The organism is Bartonella sp. HY328 (assembly GCF_025449335.1).
Lineage (GTDB): Bacteria > Pseudomonadota > Alphaproteobacteria > Rhizobiales > Rhizobiaceae > HY038.
The window spans coordinates 30,740-49,304 of the sequence record NZ_CP104883.1 but is presented as its reverse complement, the minus strand read 5'-3'; the positions used below and the strand labels follow the sequence as shown (position 1 = coordinate 49,304).

Here is an 18,565-nt window from a genome sequence, read left to right as displayed (position 1 = left end):
GGGTTTGTGGCAAATGGTCATATCTTTGTGGTTGTTGTCAAATAGGTTAAAAACGTAATTTATCATGATTGCCGCAATCTATTTTAAGGTGAAGTGTAGCAAGTTCATCTGTGAAAGGGCGCTTGTATTCAAGTTATCTATAGATTGCGTTTTGAGTGCCAATATTTGATGTTGATTAATTTCAAAAAAAGAGTAGATCTTTGATTGAGGATTGCCGCACTCTTCTTTTTGGTCATGCTTTATGCAAGCGGTCTTATGAGTAGCATAGCTTACAATACCTATGTTTACAGGCAATACTAGATAATCGATAAACACCGATCTGTATAGCGATAGGTGATATAAGATCAAAAAACGCATTTGAGTATTTACATCGCTGTAATCGCTGTTTTCAGGCTGCTTTAAGGATAGTTTGGCTGTATCTTATGTCAAATATATTATAAATTACTAATATATAATATATTGGTTTAATAGTACTTGTATTGTATTGATATACTCTATGTTTTAGTGATTGTATTATATAAAATATAATAATTTAATTGATTTAGTTTATTGACATATATTTGTATATATATGTATTATTAGCTTATATAATTATATTAGTATTGCATTAAGTATGCGGGGATAGAACTAGTGGTTAGTAAGTCTGATTTAAATAGTCATGCCAATATCAAAATTACCAGCAAGTCAGGCGTTGTTGATGCGCCGGAGAATGCTAGCAATTTTTATATTGATGCACCTAGGGGTGATATTTTAAATTATGCCCGCGAAGGCGGCGATCTGGTAATCGAATTTAAAGATGGTCAAAAGCTTCTTATTAAGAACTTTTTTGCTCATGGACTAGAATTTAATAATTTGTTACTGAGCGATGGTGGCTCGCTTTTATTGGTAGATTTTAGTAAGGCTTTGTCAGGGCAAGATGGTATTAATGATCCAGATGTTATTTATCATGAATTAAATGGTGTCGACGCCACTGCTGTTTTACTTGGTCTACTTGGTGCGGGCGGTATCGCAGCCGCAATTGCTTTTGCAAATAGTTCTAATTACAATTATACTCCTCCTGTTGTTGATACGGCGCCGCCTAGTATTCCATCTCTTGATAGTGTTTATGATAAGGTTGAGTCTATTGTTGGTCCAATAGTTGCCGGAACCAGCACGAATGATCCGCGTCCGACTTTTTCCGGTACTGCAATGCCTGGGACTGTTATCAAGTTTTATGATAATGGGCAGCTTATTGGTTCGACCGTGGCTGCTAGTGATGGTCATTGGAGCTGGGAGCCTGAAGTAGATCTTGCTGATGGTGCTCATTCAATTACTTATACGGCCTCTGACGGTGCTGGCAATGAAAGTGCTCATAGCGATCCATTCGAGTTTTCGGTTGATACTTTAGCGCCGTCAACGCCAACCACACCTTTGGTTATGGATAATACCGAACCGCATGTTGGTCCTATTCTGCCTGGTAGCAGCACTAATGAAACTCAGCCAGAATTCTCAGGTACAGGTGAGCCTGGATCAACCATTACCATTAAAGATGGTGATACTATTATCGGGACGACCACAGTTGATAGTAATGGTAATTGGTCAGTTAAGCCTGATGCGCCACTTCCTGAGGGTAATCATTCGATTACTGTGACTGAAACCGATACGGCTGGTAATGAAAGCAGTCCAAGCGCGCCGATTGATTTTACTGTTGATACAACTGCGCCAGTAACGCCATCTGTTCCAACGGCAACCGATAATACCGAGCCGCATGTTGGTCCAATTTTGCCTGGCAGCAGCACTAATGAAACTCAGCCAGAATTCTCAGGTACTGGTGAACCTGGCTCAACCATTACCATTAAAGATGGTGATACTGTTATTGGGACGACCACGGTCGGTACCGATGGTAATTGGTCGGTTAAGCCAGATGCTGCGCTTCCTGAGGGCAACCATTCGATCACTGTGACTGAAACCGATACGGCTGGCAATGAAAGCAGTCCAAGTGCGCCGATTGATTTTACTGTTGATACGACTGCGCCAGCAACGCCATCTGCTCCCACGGCAACCGATAATACTGAGCCTGTTGTTGGGCCCATCGCGCCGGGTAGCAGCACTAATGAAACCCAGCCAGAATTCTCAGGTACAGGTGAGCCTGGGTCAACCATTACCATTAAAGATGGCGATACTGTTATTGGGACAACAACAGTTGGAACCGATGGTAATTGGTCGGTTAAGCCTGATGCTGCGCTTCCTGAGGGTAACCATTCGATTACTGTGACTGAAACCGATAAGGCTGGTAATGAAAGCAGTCCAAGCGCGCCGATTGATTTTACTGTTGATACGACTGCGCCAGCAACGCCATCCGCTCCAAGTGTTACTGATAATCAAGAGCCTGTAACAGGCCCTGTTACCGCTGGCGGTAGCACAAACGATACCCAGCCTGAATTCTCAGGTACTGGTGAGGCAGGTTCAACCATTACCATTAAAGATGGCGATACTGTTATTGGGACGACCACGGTTGGAACCGATGGTAACTGGTCGGTTAAGCCTGACGCGCCGTTAACAGAGGGCAGTCATTCTGTTACAGTTACTGAAACCGATACAGCTGGTAATGAAAGCAGCCCAAGCGCGCCGATTGATTTTACCGTTGATACAACGCCGCCAGCAACACCATCAGTGCCAACTGCGACCGATAATACGGAGCCAGTCATAGGTGCAATTACTGCGGGTAGTAGCACCAATGACACAAAACCTGAGTTTAAAGGGACAGGCGAGCCAGGTTCGACCATCACAATTAAAGATGGTGATACGGTAATTGGCACAACCACTGCTGATAGCGATGGTAAGTGGACGTTAAAACCTGAAAATCCCCTAAGCGATGGCAATCATTCAATTACAGTAACTGCAACTGACGCTGCCGGTAATACAAGTACCCCAAGCGGCTCACTTGATTTTAATGTCGATACAGTCATTCCAAATCCGATTGATACATCTAAGATGGATTTGGTTGATGATTTTGGTCCTGTTCAAGGAACGATCAATCGTGGTGATCCAACGGATGATCGCACGCCAACCTATAGTGGTGCTGCAGGTTCTGTTGATGCCAATGATGCCTCAAGCATTAATATCTATAATAAGGATGCAAGCGGCGTTGTTAAGCTTATTGGTTCAACCAGTGTTAATGCTGATGGTTCTTGGAGCTTTGATCCAAATCCACCATTAACGCCTGGTGATTATATCTTCTCCGCCCGTCCTGTTGATAAGGCCGGCAATGAAGGTCCAGCAACAACGGATTGGAACTTCACGCTTGTTGGTGATGCACCAGCTGATCCTGCCATTACCAGCGTTAGCGATAATGAAGGTTCAGTTCAAGGTACGATCCAAAAGAACGGCGTTACCGATGATACAACACCTGTTGTTAAGGGTACCGGCGAAGCTGGCTCAACCATTACCATTCATGTTGAAGGTCCAGATGGCGTAAGCTTTGTTGGCGGTACAACTACTGTAAATGCCAATGGTAGCTGGACTATTGAGATTACTCCTGCCTTTAGTAAGGGTGATGGTACTTATACGATTAAGGCACAGGCCAATGACTCTGCTGGTCAATTAAGTAATATGACCGGTGGCTTCCCAGTTGTTCTTGATACGACTGCGCCTGCAACACCTAGCCAACCAACCATTACTGATAATGTTGGTGATGTTACTGGTGCGTTATCTGCCAATGATACTACTGACGACAAACAGCCTGTTCTTTCTGGTAATGCTGGAAGTTCAGAAGCTGGTGGCACAGTAACTATTAAGGATGGTGATACCGTTCTTGGTACAACTAGCGTTGGCGCCGATGGCTCATGGAGCTTTACACCGCCAGCACCAGGTCTTAGCGATGGTAGCCATTCGATTACAGTAACAGTTACCGATAAGGCTGGTAATGAAAGTGCTGCAAGCCCTGCCTTTAATATTACCGTTGATACCAGCAATGTTGTTGTGAGCTTTAGCCACTTTGAAGATAATGTTGGCACAATCCAAGGCAATGTTAAGAGTGGTGGTATCTCAGATGACCGCACACCTGTTATGGTTGGTAGCGCAAGCGCCAATGCAACCGTTACGGTTAGCTATGTTAATGCAGCAGGCACAAAAGTTGTTGTTGGTACAACAACTGCCGATAGCACGGGTGCATGGAGCTTGACGCCATCAGCTGATCTTAGTGATGGTAAATATAGCTTTAGTGCTGAAGCAGTAAATGCTGCTGGTGTTAAAGGCACAGTAAGCTTCACACTTGAGATTGATGCAACTGCACCATCAGCTCCAGTTATCAATGAAGTTCTAGATGATGTTGGCTTTATTCAAGGGCCAATTACGTCTGGTTCATCGACCGATGATACAACACCAACCTTTAGTGGTACAGGTGAAGTTGGTTCAACCATCACTATCAAGGATAAGGATGGTACAGTTGTTGGTACAACCACCGTTGATAGCGATGGCAAATGGTCGGTTACAACTGATGAGCTTGCTGAAGGCACACATAATCTTACTGTTACATCAACCGATGCGGCTGGTAATGTTAGTGATGGTGCGCAGTTTGATGTTATTGTTGATACAACAGGTCCATCAGCAACCGCTGCCCTTCAATCAATTAGTGATGATACAGGTTTTGATACAGCCGACTTTATTACCAATGATACAACCTTGATCTATACAATTAAGGTAACTGGTACATTGGAAACGGGTGACACTGTTTGGATGCGCATCAAACCAGAGGGCGGCACAGCTGGCCAATGGATCCAAGCAACCAAAAATGTTGATGGCACTTATAGTGTTAATCATAATGATGCAGACCACGCCTTAACTGATGGTCGCTATACAATTGAAACCGTTGTCCGTGATGCAGCAGGTAACCCATCAACTCCATCAACTCAAAATATCGAAATCGATACTCAAGGCCCAACTGGCGGCACGGTTACGATTAGCGGCTATTTTGATGATGTTGGTGCAATTACTGGTGATATAACCACATCTGGCACATCAACTGATGATACTACTCCACTATTGAAAGGCACTGTAACGGGTCTTCAAGATGGTGATCGGGTCGTCATCAAGGTAACAGGCTCTGATGGTGTTGCCAAGGTTCTTGGTACAGCCACTGTTACCGGTGGTACTTGGAGCTATCAGGTAACTGATGCGCAAGCTCTTAGTGAGGGTGATTACAAGTTTGAAGCTATTGTCACCGATAAGGCTGGCAATGAAGGTTCCAAATCTGGTCTCTTTAACCTTAATGTTGATACGACTGCACCAGCAGCAATTGATACATCTAAGATGGATTTGGTTGATGATTTTGGTCCTGTTCAAGGAACGATCAATCGTGGTGATCCAACGGATGATCGCACGCCTACTTATAGTGGTGCTGCAGGTTCTGTTGATGCCAATGATGCCTCAAGCATTAATATCTATAATAAGGATGCAAGCGGCGTTGTTAAGCTTATTGGTTCAACCAGTGTTAATGCTGATGGTTCTTGGAGCTTTGATCCAAATCCACCATTAACGCCTGGTGATTATATCTTCTCCGCCCGTCCTGTTGATAAGGCCGGCAATGAAGGTCCAGCAACAACGGATTGGAACTTCACGCTTGTTGGTGATGCACCAGCTGATCCTGCCATTACCAGCGTTAGCGATAATGAAGGTTCAGTTCAAGGTACGATCCAAAAGAACGGCGTTACCGATGATACAACACCTGTTGTTAAGGGTACCGGCGAAGCTGGCTCAACCATTACCATTCATGTTGAAGGTCCAGATGGCGTAAGCTTTGTTGGCGGTACAACTACTGTAAATGCCAATGGTAGCTGGACTATTGAGATTACTCCTGCCTTTAGTAAGGGTGATGGTACTTATACGATTAAGGCACAGGCCAATGACTCTGCTGGTCAATTAAGTAATATGACCGGTGGCTTCCCAGTTGTTCTTGATACGACTGCGCCTGCAACACCTAGCCAACCAACCATTACTGATAATGTTGGTGATGTTACTGGTGCGTTATCTGCCAATGATACTACTGACGACAAACAGCCTGTTCTTTCTGGTAATGCTGGAAGTTCAGAAGCTGGTGGCACAGTAACTATTAAGGATGGTGATACCGTTCTTGGTACAACTAGCGTTGGCGCCGATGGCTCATGGAGCTTTACACCGCCAGCACCAGGTCTTAGCGATGGTAGTCATTCGATTACAGTAACAGTTACCGATAAGGCTGGTAATGAAAGTGCTGCAAGCCCTGCCTTTAATATTACCGTTGATACCAGCAATGTTGTTGTGAGCTTTAGCCACTTTGAAGATAATGTTGGCACAATCCAAGGCAATGTTAAGAGTGGTGGTATCTCAGATGACCGCACACCTGTTATGGTTGGTAGCGCAAGCGCCAATGCAACCGTTACGGTTAGCTATGTTAATGCAGCAGGCACAAAAGTTGTTGTTGGTACAACAACTGCCGATAGCACGGGTGCATGGAGCTTGACGCCATCAGCTGATCTTAGTGATGGTAAATATAGCTTTAGTGCTGAAGCAGTAAATGCTGCTGGTGTTAAAGGCACAGTAAGCTTCACACTTGAGATTGATGCAACCGCACCATCAGCTCCAGTTATCAATGAAGTTCTCGATGATGTTGGCTTTATTCAAGGGCCAATTACGTCTGGTTCATCGACCGATGATACAACACCAACCTTTAGTGGTACAGGTGAAGTTGGTTCAACCATCACTATCAAGGATAAGGATGGTACAGTTGTTGGTACAACCACTGTTGATAGTGATGGCAAATGGTCGGTTACAACTGATGAGCTTGCTGAAGGCACACATAATCTTACCGTTACATCAACCGATGCGGCTGGTAATGTTAGTGATGGTGCGCAGTTTGATGTTATTGTTGATACAACAGGTCCATCAGCAACCGCTGCCCTTCAATCAATTAGTGATGATACAGGTTTTGATACAGCCGACTTTATTACCAATGATACAACCTTGATCTATACAATTAAGGTAACTGGTACATTGGAAACGGGTGACACTGTTTGGATGCGCATCAAACCAGAGGGCGGCACAGCTGGCCAATGGATCCAAGCTACTAAAAATGTTGATGGCACTTATAGTGTTAATCATAATGATGCAGACCACGCCTTAACTGATGGTCGCTATACAATTGAAACCGTTGTCCGTGATGCAGCAGGTAACCCATCAACTCCTTCAACTCAAAATATCGAAATCGATACTCAAGGCCCAACTGGCGGCACGGTTACGATTAGCGGCTATTTTGATGATGTTGGTGCAATTACTGGTGATATAACCACATCTGGCACATCAACCGACGATACAACCCCACTATTGAAGGGTACTGTAACCGGTCTTCAAGATGGTGATCGGGTCGTCATCAAGGTAACTGGCTCTGATGGTGTTACCAAGGTTCTTGGTACAGCCACTGTTACCGGTGGTACTTGGAGCTATCAGGTAACTGATGCACAAGCTCTTAGTGAGGGTGATTACAAGTTTGAAGCTATTGTCACCGATAAGGCTGGCAATGAAGGTTCCAAATCTGGTCTCTTTGATCTTAATGTTGATACGACTGCACCAGCAGCGATTGATACATCTAAGATGGATTTGGTTGATGATTTTGGTCCTGTTCAAGGAACGATCAATCGTGGTGATCCAACGGATGATCGCACGCCAACCTATAGTGGTGCTGCAGGTTCTGTTGATGCTAATGATGCATCAAGCATTAATATCTATAATAAGGATGCAAACGGCGTTGTTAAGCTTATTGGTTCAACCAGTGTTAATGCTGATGGTTCTTGGAGCTTTGATCCAAATCCACCATTAACGCCTGGTGATTATATCTTCTCTGCCCGTCCTGTTGATAAGGCCGGCAATGAAGGTCCAGCGACAACGGATTGGAACTTCACGCTTGTTGGTGATGCACCAGCTGATCCTGCCATTACCAGCGTTAGCGATAATGAAGGTTCGGTCCAAGGAGCCCTTCAAAAGAACGGCGTTACCGATGATACAACACCTGTTGTTAAAGGTACCGGCGAAGCTGGCTCAACCATTACCATTCATGTTGAAGGTCCAGATGGCGTAAGCTTTGTTGGTGGTACAACCACTGTAAATGCCAATGGTAGCTGGACTATTGAGATTACTCCTGCCTTTAGTAAGGGTGATGGTACTTATACGATCAAGGCACAGGCTAATGACTCTGCCGGTCAATTAAGTAATATGACCGGTGGCTTCCCAGTTGTTCTTGATACGACTGCGCCTGCAACACCTAGCCAACCAACCATTACTGATAATGTTGGTGATGTTACTGGTGCGCTATCTGCCAATGATACTACTGATGACAAACAGCCTGTTCTTTCTGGTAATGCCGGTAGTTCAGAAGCTGGTGGCACAGTAACCATTAAGGATGGTGATACCGTTCTTGGTACAACCAGCGTTGGCGCCGATGGCTCATGGAGCTTTACACCGCCAGCACCAGGTCTTAGCGATGGTAGTCATTCGATTACAGTAACAGTTACCGATAAGGCTGGTAATGAAAGTGCTGCAAGTCCTGCCTTTAATATTACCGTTGATACCAGCAATGTTGTTGTGAGCTTTAGCCACTTTGAAGATAATGTTGGCACAATCCAAGGCAATGTTAAGAGTGGTGGTATCTCAGATGACCGCACACCTGTTATGGTTGGTAGCGCAAGCGCCAATGCAACAGTTACGGTTAGCTATGTTAATGCAGCAGGTACGAAGGTTGTTGTTGGTACAACAACTGCCGATAGCACGGGTGCATGGAGCTTGACGCCATCAGTTGATTTGGCGGATGGTAAATATAGCTTTAGTGCTGAAGCCGTAAATGCTGCTGGTGTTAAAGGCACAGTAAGCTTCACACTTGAGATTGATGCAACCGCACCATCAGCTCCAGTTATCAATGAAGTTCTCGATGATGTTGGCTTTATTCAAGGGCCAATTACGTCTGGTTCATCAACCGATGATACAACACCAACCTTTAGTGGTACAGGTGAAGTTGGTTCAACCATCACTATCAAGGATAAGGATGGTACAGTTGTTGGTACAACCACCGTTGATAGTGATGGCAAATGGTCGGTTACAACTGATGAGCTTGCTGAAGGCACACATAATCTTACCGTTACATCAACCGATGCGGCTGGTAATGTTAGTGATGGTGCGCAGTTTGATGTTATTGTTGATACAACAGGTCCATCAGCAACCGCTGCCCTTCAATCAATTAGTGATGATACAGGTTTTGATACAGCCGACTTTATTACCAATGATACAACCTTGATCTATACAATTAAGGTAACTGGTACATTGGAAACGGGTGACACTGTTTGGATGCGCATCAAACCAGAGGGCGGTACAGCTGGCCAATGGATCCAAGCAACCAAAAATGTTGATGGCACTTATAGTGTTAATCATAATGATGCAGACCACGCCTTAACTGATGGTCGCTATACAATTGAGACCGTTGTCCGTGATGCAGCAGGTAACCCATCAACTCCATCAACTCAAGTGGTAACTATTGATACGTCTTTACCAATTACGGGCTATGAAGTTGCCATTACTGGTTTCTTCGACGATGTTGGCTTGATCCAAGGTGATATAACCACATCTGGTACATCAACCGACGATACAACGCCATTGTTGAAAGGTACTGTAACAGGTATTAAAACGGGTGATGAAGTTGTTATCAAGGTTACCGGTCCTGATGGCACAAAGATCATTCTTGGCACTGCAACTGTCACCGATGGAACTTGGGAATATCAAGTTACGGAAGCACAGAAATTTGCAACCGAAGGCAAGTACACTTTTGAAGCCGTAGTTACCAATATTGCAGGCAATGAGGGTAAAACGTCAACTGGCTTTGATCTTAATCTTGATTTAACCGCGCCAACCGCTACATCTTCAATCACCGGTATTACCGATGATACAGGCTTTAGCGATAGCGATTATATCACCAGTGATGATACACTTATCATTCATGGTAGCGTGTCTGAAACCTTAAATGCGGGTGAAAAGGTTCAAATCCGTATTGATGGCGGCACTTGGGTTGATGCTGTTTATAATGCAACAGATAAAACTTGGAGCTATGACAATCAGGCCAATGCCTTGTCAGAAGGTGACCATAAGATTGAAAGCCGCGTTGTTGACGCAGCTGGTAACATCACCACAGGTGGCTCACAAACTGTAACTATTGATAAGACTGGCCCAGTTGAAGGTTATGAAGTTGCCATTTCTGGTTTCTTTGATGATGTTGGTTTGATCCAAGGCGATATGACCACATCTGGCACATCAACCGACGATACAACTCCATTGTTGAAAGGTACTGTAACAGGTATCAAGACGGGTGATGAAGTTGTTATCAAGGTTACCGGTCCTGATGGCACAAAGATCATTCTTGGCAATGCAACTGTCACCAATGGAACTTGGCAATACCAAGTTACAGAAGCACAGAAATTTGTGACCGAAGGCAAGTACACTTTTGAAGCTGTTGTCACTGATAAGGCAGGCAATGAGGGTAAAACGTCAACCTTTGATTTAATATCTTTAATCTTGATTTAACCGCGCCAACCGCTACATCTTCAATCACCGGTATTACCGATGATACAGGCTTTAGCGATAGCGATTATATCACCAGTGATGATACGCTCATCATTCATGGTAGCGTGTCTGAAACATTAAATGCGGGTGAAAAGGTTCAAATCCGTATTGATGGCGGTACTTGGGTTGATGCTGTTTATAACGCAACAGATAAAACTTGGAGCTATGACAATCAGGCCAATGCCTTGTCAGAGGGTGATCATAAGATTGAAAGCCGCGTTGTTGACGCAGCTGGTAACATCACCACAGGTGGCTCACAAACTGTAACTATTGATAAGACTGGCCCAGTTGAAGGTTATGAAGTTGCCATTTCTGGTTTCTTTGATGATGTTGGTTTGATCCAAGGCGATATGACCACATCTGGCACATCAACCGACGATACAACTCCATTGTTGAAAGGTACTGTAACAGGTATCAAGACGGGTGATGAAGTTGTTATCAAGGTTACCGGTCCTGATGGCACAAAGATCATTCTTGGCAATGCAACTGTCACCAATGGAACTTGGCAATACCAAGTTACAGAAGCACAGAAATTTGTGACCGAAGGCAAGTACACTTTTGAAGCTGTTGTCACTGATAAGGCAGGCAATGAGGGTAAAACGTCAACTGGCTTTGATCTTAATCTTGATTTAACCGCGCCAACCGCTACATCTTCAATCACCGGTATTACCGATGATACAGGCTTTAGCGATAGCGATTATATCACCAGTGATGATACGCTCATCATTCATGGTAGCGTGTCTGAAACATTAAATGCGGGTGAAAAGGTTCAAATCCGTATTGATGGCGGTACTTGGGTTGATGCTGTTTATAACGCAACAGATAAAACTTGGAGCTATGACAATCAGGCCAATGCCTTGTCAGAGGGTGATCATAAGATTGAAAGCCGCGTTGTTGACGCAGCTGGTAACATCACCACTGGTGGCTCACAAACTGTAACTATTGATAAGACTGGCCCAGTTGAAGGTTATGAAGTTGCCATTTCTGGCTTCTTTGATGATGTTGGCTTGATCCAAGGTGATATGACCACATCTGGCACATCAACCGACGATACAACCCCACTATTGAAAGGTACTGTAACAGGTATCAAGACGGGTGATGAAGTTGTTATCAAGGTTACCGGTCCTGATGGCACAAAGATCATTCTTGGCAATGCAACTGTGACCAATGGAACTTGGCAATACCAAGTTACAGAAGCACAGAAATTTGTGACCGAAGGCAAGTACACTTTTGAAGCTGTTGTCACTGATAAGGCAGGCAATGAGGGTAAAACGTCAACTGGCTTTGATCTTAATCTTGATTTAACCGCGCCAACCGCTACATCTTCAATCACCGGTATTACCGATGATACGGGCTTTAGCGATAGCGATTATATCACCAGTGATGATACGCTCATCATTCATGGTAGCGTGTCTGAAACATTAAATGCGGGTGAAAAGGTTCAAATCCGTATTGATGGCGGCACTTGGGTTGATGCTGTTTATAATGCAACAGATAAAACTTGGAGCTATGACAATCAGGCCAATGCCTTGTCAGAGGGTGATCATAAGATTGAAAGCCGCGTTGTTGACGCAGCTGGTAACATCACCACTGGTGGCTCACAAACTGTAACTATTGATAAGACTGCACCAATTGACGGTGTTTCTGTTTCAATTACTGGATTTACTGATGATGTTGGTTTGATCCAAGGCGAAGTTACGGCTAATAATAGCTATACCGATGATACCGAACCGTTGCTTAAAGGAACGATTGCTGGTGTTGCCGATGGCGAACGTGTTGTCATTAAAGTAACTGATGCAAATGGTGTGACAACTGTTTTAGGTGTGGCTGTCGTATCAGCTGGAACTTGGGAATATCAGGTAACTGCGGCACAAGCCTTCAAAGATGGACAATATACTTTCCAAGCGGTTGTTACTGATACTGCTGGCAATGAAGGTGCGACCTCTAATCAATTTGGTATTATTTTCGATACAGCTGCTCCAACGGCATTGTCGAATATTACTTCTATCACTGAAGATACTGGTAATGGTACCAATGACTATGTCACCCGCGATGGTACCTTGATTATTACTGCCAAGGTTACTGGTACATTATCAGATAATGAACGCGTACAAATTTCGTTAGATAATGGCACAACTTGGCGTGATGCAACCTATGCAGCATCTACTGATAGTTGGACGCTGGATAATACAGATACCTTACTTGCTGATGGTACTTACACCTTTAAAACTCGTGTTATCGATGCGGCAGGTAACCTAGGGACTGAAAGCAGCCAACAAGTTGTCATTGACAATAAGGTTCCTGAAGCTACAACTAAAATTACCCATTTTAGTGATGATCAAGCTCCACAACTTTTTGATAGCTTGCCATCGGGTAGCTATACCGATGATACAACACCAACCTTACATGGTACTTTAACCAAAGCACTTGACGAAGGAGCGGCGATTGCAATTTACCGCGGTAGCGTTTTTGTTGGTTATGCCACGGTGACAGGCTTGACTTGGAGCTTTACGCAGCCAACAGCATTGTCGGACGGAACATTCTACACCTATTATGCGGCGGTCCAAAGTCGATCCGGTGTCAACGGCTCATTATCAGATGCCTTTGAAATTGCTATTGATACAACCGATAGCAATATGGCGCCAAATGTTGGCACCGGCGGTGCTTATGCGACCTATTCCATGTCCTTGCGACTTGGTAATAATGGCGGCTGGACAATGATGACCGATATGGCTGAATATTCAGCTGATGGTAATGATTTCCGCAATTTTGGTTCGCCGAAATTGCTCACTTGGGCAAACCTCGGTAGCGGGCCAATTACTTCGCAATACCCAAACGAAAAGCTATTCAGCTCTTATACCTATGGCGATTACAACCGCGATGGTTATATGGATATGTTCTTGACCGATAGAACCTATGGTGGTGGTAATAATGCTACAATGTTTGTTGGGCAATCTAATGGTACGTATGTTGCTACATTGGTAAATACTGGGACAGCCACTCATTTTGGTAGTACGGTATCGCTTGATATGGATGGTGATGGTTGGTTGGATGTTTTTATCGGTGACTCTGGTAATGATAGTTCGACCTTCTTTCACAATAAAGGTGCGGCCGGTAGTACAACAGATTTTCTTAATGGACGTTTTGATCTTTATGGGTATGGCGCGGCTACTGCGTCATCAATGCCCACAGCGCTTCGTAGCCTTGAAACAGATCATGAATTATCTGCAATCGATCTTGATAATGACGGTACTGTTGATCTGGTTTTCCATGGTAATTATGCTGGGCAAAGCACCTATAATATGGTGACGCTCAAAAATAATGGTACGAGTTCAGCAACAGGACAAAATTGGAGTTTTGGTCAATCCTTTACCAATGTATTCAATACCAGCGGTGCAGCAGGAACAAGTCAACAATCGGATAGTTTTGAACGGACTATTTCCTTAACTTGGGGCGACTTTAATGGCGATGGTTATATGGATTTGTTCATTGGTCAATCCAAGAATGCTGGCGTTGGTGCGGTTGCCAATACAACTGGTACCGATAGTATGATCTTCTACAATGATGGTGCCGGTAATCTTAAAGATCCGCAACGCATTGCTGATGGTATTATGGGTAAATCAACCCTTGCGATTGACTGGGATGGTGATGGTAAAATGGACCTTGTTGAGGTTCCTGAAGCCAAATATTCTATCGGTACATCGCTTTATTACCATAATACTGGTACGCTTGATGATAGTGGCCAAGTTGTCTGGGATATTAAAAATATCAAAGATATGGGAGTTGCTACGGCTGGTGGTTCCATCATGACGTCAACAGCACTTGATGCTGCGGTTAATGGTGCAAGTGCTGCTGCAATGGATTATGATTGGGATGGTGATCAAGATTTGATCATATCTCGTGCTAATACCACTGAAGCATCGATTGTTATCACCAATCCAAATACGCCAGATTATGGCACTGCCATGCATTTGCGTATTGTGCGTCCCGATGGTTCGAATACTTTCTACGGTAACACAGTTGAGCTTTACAACTCCGCTGGTGTGCGTGTATCAAGTCAAATTATTAATCCACAATATGGTACGGGTTGGAATGATAGCTCGGCAATCGTCCATTTCTATGGTCTTGATCCAAATGAAACCTATACCGCAGTGATGCGCTTCAATAAAAATGGTGTTTCACAAGACTTTGGTGGTCAAGCTTTTGCTAGCAGTACCAATCCAGTTGAAAATGTAAATTCGAGCTGGACTAACCTTAAAGCAACAGAGCCTTATAATGGTTATGTTCTAACAGCTGAAGCTGATGGAGCAGTTAACAATACAACTGATTATAGCTCCAATGTTGGTATTGTTGGTACTGGTTACAATGATACCTTCTTCATTGGTGCTGGTACTCGTTTCTATAATGGCGGCGGCGGTTGGAACGTCGGTGATGGCGAACGCACTTGGAATGAAAATAGTGGTTTGGATATTGCAGATTTTGCCGCGGTTGGTTCTCTAGGTATAAATGTAAGTCTTGCAAATACAACAGACTATCAAACCGTTGCAACTGGCTTTGCTACTCGTCTTGTCAACATTGAAGCAATCTATGGCACTAGCGGCAATGATACCATTACCGATGGTAATGGTAACAATGTTCTCAATGGCCGTGGTGGTAATGATACCTTTACACTGACTGGTACAGGTCATACTACCTTGCTTTATGAAAACATTGATAATGCTGATGCCACCGGCGGCAATGGGCAGGATGTTGTTAACCAGTTCACGCTTGGCAATTATGAAACTAATGCCAATGCTGATCGTATTGACCTTGCAAATATCTTGATTGGTTATGTCCGCGATGCTGATGGCCCAGCTCATTTTGACTCAAATGGCACTGCCAAAATCGATGTTGGTGACAATATTGGTGATTATCTTCGTGTGGTACAAGATGGTGGCAATGCTGTTCTGTACGTTGATCGTGACGGCACGGGTAGTACATTCCAATCAACGGCATTGTTGACACTCAACAATACAACTACTGATCTTGCAACCTTGCTTGCTAACGGTCAGATTGTTGTCTAATTAAACCAATAGGTCGGGGTATCCGCCCCGACCTTTTTATTATTAATCGCAAATATATTAAGGGTTTTGCCTTTTTTATATTTGCGATTATTTTTTATTGAAGACCATTTTCAAAAATTGATCTTGCCCTAGCTATAATGGTTGCAAGCATAATCCTTATTCGCATTCTATTTTATCTATCATTTATTGGACGTTTCAAAGGTGTGCTGTTTAAGGTGTCGGTGATGCTGCCTCAAAGAGGCAAAATCACGGTTTTTAATTATTCAAATTTTCGATAAATTTTGAGGAAAGGCCAATATTGTGTTGGACTTGCGTTCTATCAAAAAAGTAGCAGTTATTGGTGGTGATATTGCTGCATGGCTTGCCGCTTTAACATTTCGCCGGCTATTTGGGCCTTTGGTCGAGATCACCGTTTTTGACGACGAAACACAACCAATTGCAGATATGTGCGAGGGAGGTTTGGTTAACCTTTTATCCACATTGCAGCGAAACCAAATTCAGATGGATGAGTTTTACAGCACAGTTGATGCCACTTTTAAAATTGGCACGAAATTTGAAAATTGGCGTTCAAATGGTGAAAATGAAGCTTATTATCATTTATTCCCTAAAAAAGATGCCAATGTACCGGAATTGACGCTAGAAGCTTTTGGAACCAATCCTTTATTGATTTCGCGCATTGCAAGCTTGCAAAATCTGCACGATTTTTTCCCAGGATTTAAATTAATTCAACAAAATGCCTCACAATATGATGCCGCTGCTGAGTTGCAAACTGCCAATACTGGATTGGCGCTTGCCTTTCATTTTGATCGTTATAAATTTAAAAATTTTTTAAAAAGCAAAGCGCTCAACAGAAATATTATCCAAAGCGCGGTTGAAGTTCGCCAATTATTATTGTCAGAAAACGGCAATGTTGTAGCGATTAAAACCGATGAAGCTGTTTTGCCAACTGATTTCGTCATTGATGCATCTGGCGTGAAAAGGCTAGGTATTGGCGCGACCTATGGCCAAAATTGGCGCTCTTTTAGCGACCAGTTGATCAATGATAAAGCTGTGACCTTTACCCTTCAGCACAAAAGTAAAAATCCGCAATTCTTTACAACTGCACGTGCAATGAAGTCTGGCTGGATATGGCAATCGCCATTAAGACAGCACATTGGTGCTGGCTATGTTTTTTCAAGCCGCCATAACAGTTCAGACCATGCGGCCGATGAAATAGAAGCGTTATTTGGCAATTCCGTTACATTTGATGGTGTTTTAAGTTTTAATCAAGGCAATTTTGAGCGCATATGGTGCAATAATCTTATTGCTCTTGGGGCTGCTGCCGGCTTTGTTGAGCCTTTAGAGGCGGCTTCCATTGGTCAAAGCTTAGAAACTTTGCGCAATATTGAGCGCATTATTAATAATTGCCGCGGCGTTATTGGCCAAAATATTATTGATGGATTTAATATTGCTAATAATCAAAGTTGGAATGAAATTTGCGATTTTTTACGCCTACATTATGATACACCACGTGATGATACATCCTATTGGCGCGATATCCAATATTTGCCACGCTCACCGCAATATCAAGAATTTTCGGCTTGTTGCGCGCAGCGTGTCCCACGGGTCATTGATATTGAAGCTTATACAAGCAATAGCTGGTTGCCGATTTTCCATATTATCAATTGGTTGCTGGTAGCAGCGCCTCTTGGGATTATCAATCCCCACGCTGCCCGCGCAGAATTGGAAGCCTTGCCTGAAGATTTTATCAAGCAATATATCCAACCTTATCTTAGCAATTTGCAAATGAGCGAAAACAATAGATCTTCACAGAAGTGATATCAAAATAGGCAATAAATTTTGCGTGCATATTTTACGAGTTTTTTTACCCATTTGGGCAAAAATAGTTTAAGGTTGCCGGGCAAAATTGGTGCAATGCATCAATGTAAATATCTTTTGAGGTTGCAGCATGGCAGAAAAAGACGAAGAACGCGTTGGCTGGTTAAAATATTGCTGGCAAATTCTTTACAATGCGATTGGGCATTATTTTACTGAACAGGGTTCTGCTTTCGCTAGTTATGTTGCACTTTCAAGCCTTATGGCATTTTTTCCCTTTTTGATTTTTGCCACCGCCTTGGCTAGCTTTTTGGGTGCGCAAGCCTATGCAGCAACCAGCGTTACCTATATTTTGGAAATGATGCCTGATGCTTTAAAACAGCCGATTGGCAAGGAAATCACTAATGTGTTGACGGTTCAGCGCGGCGGATTATTGACCCTTTCGGCGATTGGTGCTGCCTATTTTGCCTCTAATGGCGTTGAAGCTTTGCGCACAGCACTTGATCGCGCTTACCGTGTAAAAGATAATCGAACCATCATATTTTGCCGCTTACAAAGCCTTGTCTTTGTTATCATCGGTACGATAGGTCTAATGGCGATCAGCTTTTTGTTGGTTCTTGCCCCCCTCGTGATCGCCATTGCACAACGTGAAGTGCCTGCGCTTGCACCTTATGTTGGAACAATCCGCTTTTGGCGGTACTTTATTGCTATTATTATTTTATTGGTGACCTTAATTACTGCCCATAAATGGTTGCCTGCTGGAAAACGAAAAATGGTTGATATTTTGCCCGGCATTGCCTTTACCGTTATTGCTTGGTTGGTAGCATCGATGCTATTTGCGCAATATCTTGCAACCTTTGCCAATTATGTGTCAACTTATGCTGGTCTTGCCTCGATCATGGTGGCAATTATTTTCCTCTATATTATCGCCTCGATTTCTATTCTTGGTGCGGAGATTAACGCCGCCATTATGTTTTATCGCAACCGCCCGCAGCAACCTGGCCAAGTGATAAAGGCAACCCATATGGCAAATGCCAATAATGTCAATATTATTGAGGAAACTTGATCTTAAT

4 protein-coding genes are annotated in these 18,565 nt (G+C 43.6%); all 4 read left to right on the top strand.

Going from position 1 to position 18,565, the window contains the following annotated elements:
- Positions 1 to 630: 630 nt before the first annotated feature.
- The 4 genes from N5852_RS00140 to N5852_RS00125 all read left to right on the top strand — a co-directional run bounded on the left by N5852_RS00140 (position 631) and on the right by N5852_RS00125 (position 18,558).
- Positions 631 to 10,575 (top strand): Ig-like domain-containing protein, encoded by a 9,945-nt coding sequence (locus N5852_RS00140; protein WP_262098311.1) that lies wholly within the window; start codon positions 631 to 633, stop codon positions 10,573 to 10,575.
- Positions 10,557 to 15,677 (top strand): Ig-like domain-containing protein, encoded by a 5,121-nt coding sequence (locus N5852_RS00135; protein ID WP_315973251.1) that lies wholly within the window; start codon positions 10,557 to 10,559, stop codon positions 15,675 to 15,677. Before N5852_RS00140 ends, N5852_RS00135 begins: the two co-directional genes overlap by 19 nt.
- A 300-nt stretch (positions 15,678 to 15,977) precedes the next feature.
- Positions 15,978 to 17,495: a tryptophan 7-halogenase gene (locus N5852_RS00130; protein ID WP_262098309.1), complete on the top strand. Its 1,518-nt coding sequence runs from the start codon at positions 15,978 to 15,980 to the stop codon at positions 17,493 to 17,495.
- A gap of 130 nt (positions 17,496 to 17,625) precedes the next feature.
- Positions 17,626 to 18,558 carry a YihY/virulence factor BrkB family protein gene (locus N5852_RS00125; RefSeq protein ID WP_262098307.1) on the top strand — a complete coding sequence of 311 codons (933 nt, stop codon included), beginning with the start codon at positions 17,626 to 17,628 and terminating at the stop codon, positions 18,556 to 18,558.
- Positions 18,559 to 18,565: the final 7 nt, after the last annotated feature.

Bases quoted from the DNA above. Each gene is read 5' to 3' on its own strand.
- N5852_RS00125 (WP_262098307.1), top strand. From the start codon at position 17,626: ATGGCAGAAAAAGACGAAGAACGCGTTGGCTGGTTAAAATATTGCTGG.